This window comes from Paucisalibacillus globulus DSM 18846 (assembly GCF_000482485.1).
Lineage (GTDB): Bacteria > Bacillota > Bacilli > Bacillales > Amphibacillaceae > Ornithinibacillus > Ornithinibacillus globulus.
On the sequence record NZ_KI519436.1, the window covers coordinates 49,195 to 51,297 of the forward strand.

Annotated in this window: 2 protein-coding genes; both read left to right on the forward strand. The window is 41.7% G+C overall.

All coding sequences use genetic code 11. The annotated features are described in order from the left end of the window. Positions 1 to 882 (forward strand): right-handed parallel beta-helix repeat-containing protein (locus K332_RS24500; RefSeq protein WP_483823615.1); only part of this gene is annotated, 882 nt, incomplete at its 5' end. A 485-nt stretch (positions 883 to 1,367) separates the two neighbouring features. Beyond that, positions 1,368 to 2,103, forward strand: a 736-nt coding sequence (locus K332_RS24725) for an NTTRR-F1 domain (protein WP_169727367.1), incomplete at its 3' end; no start/stop codon positions are given.

Genomic DNA, 2,103 nt, shown 5'->3' on the forward strand with positions numbered 1-2,103 from the left:
GGAGCAACCGGAGCAACTGGAGTAACCGGAGCAACTGGGATAGCCGGAGCAACCGGAGCAACCGGAGCGACCGGAGTAACTGGAGTAACAGGCCCAACTGGAGCAACCGGAGCGACCGGAGTAACAGGCCCAGCAGGTGGCCCAACAGGTCCAACAGGTCCAACTGGAACTATTGAGCCTAATCCGTTTGAAGTATATGTCCAAGCAGGAGCAGTTGGTGGGGATGGTTCCCAGGCAAACCCTTTTGGAACAATTCAAGAAGGAGTTACTGCGGTATTACCAACGGGCACGGTTCACATTCTAGGAGGGAATTATCCAATCACTTCAAATATCATCATAAATAAAGCTGGAGTTACAGTGAGGGGGTATCCAAATACTGAAATTGAATTACAAGCTTCTGTCATTCCATTTACAGTCTTAGGTAATGGGGTGACTATTGATGGGTTAACAATGACAAGTAATATACCTTATCCTGTAGAATTTATACAGTTAGGTGGAACAAACCATAATATAATTAATAATACTATTTTTGGACCACCTCAGGCAGGACCGTCAATTGGGTGGGTAGTAAATCGTGGCTTTGTACCACAAGCTAATAACATGACTAATTTATTGGTAAGAGATAACATTTTCTATTCACTTCGACAACCAGCATATTTAAATCCTAATACAACCGGAAATATAATTAATAATATAGTATTTAATACGAGAGGGTACGTTGTTGACCAGGCAGTGTTTAACTTCTCCGGAAATTCCTGGGGTATACCTGAAAATGCCGTTGATATTGCATTATTGCTTGGAACAATAACTGGAGCACCATACGACCCTATTGCTGAACTAAGTTCTAATAATAGTGATGCAACAATTAGTGATCAAAGATAGACTCCCCTTATAAAACTAAGTCTTTAGATTTAAACCTTTCTATCTTGCTAAGAATAACTCAATTTACCAAAATTTATAGTATTAAAGGTACTAGCCCGTCCTATATGTTTAATACCCTCGACTTTCTAAAGTTCAAAAGGAACCAGGAACTATTATATGACATTAAATCAAGATTCTGTTCTGTTGGCAAGTTTTCTAAGAATATATCATTCAGTGTGGGATGATCAAGACCTCACTGAATGATATTTGGCTTAACAATAATGGAGTTAATAGAGAGAACAGACAAAAAATTACAGAGTAGTAATTGGATTTAATAGGTTCAATCCCTCTGGCTAGTGAAATTCCACCTGTAAGAAAGCACATTTAAAGCTATTAGGGGTTAACCGCCTGAACAAGCAATAGAATATTACATAATATAATTTTGAGTTTCGATACTAGAAGATTTCTAGTAGGGAACTGAATAAACAGTAAAGGAGGATACTAGTTTGTCAATAAATAATTTGATTGTCAATGGTAGCTTTGAAACGGGTGATTTTACCGGTTGGCAAGCCGTAAATGCGGATATCACTAATCTATATGCGCATTCAGGAGATTATTCGGCTAGACTTGCCAATAGTTCAGTTGTTACTTCATTATCACAAATCGTCCCCGCAGAGCCAGGAAATGGATATCAATTCTTAGTCTCTCTATCCAAAAGTAATCTTCAACAAAGTCCAAGAATCAACCTTCAAGTTTTATTCTTAGATGCCTTAAACAATGTAATAGGTGTGGGTCTAGATATCGAAATTGAATATGGCAACATCCCTGTTGTGATAGATGATACTTGGGTAGAGATATATGAGACAACGGGAATAGCACCAGCGGGCACGACACAAGCACAAGTTATTATAAGTAAGCCAATTAGTGCTTTGACTGCCCCATTTGTGTATGTTGATGATGTAGCACTAATTGAGGCAGAGGGAGACGGGTCAATCGGCCCAACTGGTCCATCCGGCCCAACCGGAGCAACCGGAGCAACCGGAGCAACTGGAGCAACCGGAGCAACCGGAGCAACTGGAGCAACCGGAGCAACTGGAGCAACCGGAGCAACTGGAGCAACTGGAGCGACTGGAGCAACCGGAGTAGCAGGAGTGACTGGAGCGACTGGAGCGACTGGAGCAACCGGAGTAGCAGGAGCAACCGGAGCAACTGGAGCAACTGGAGCAACTGGAGCAACCGGAG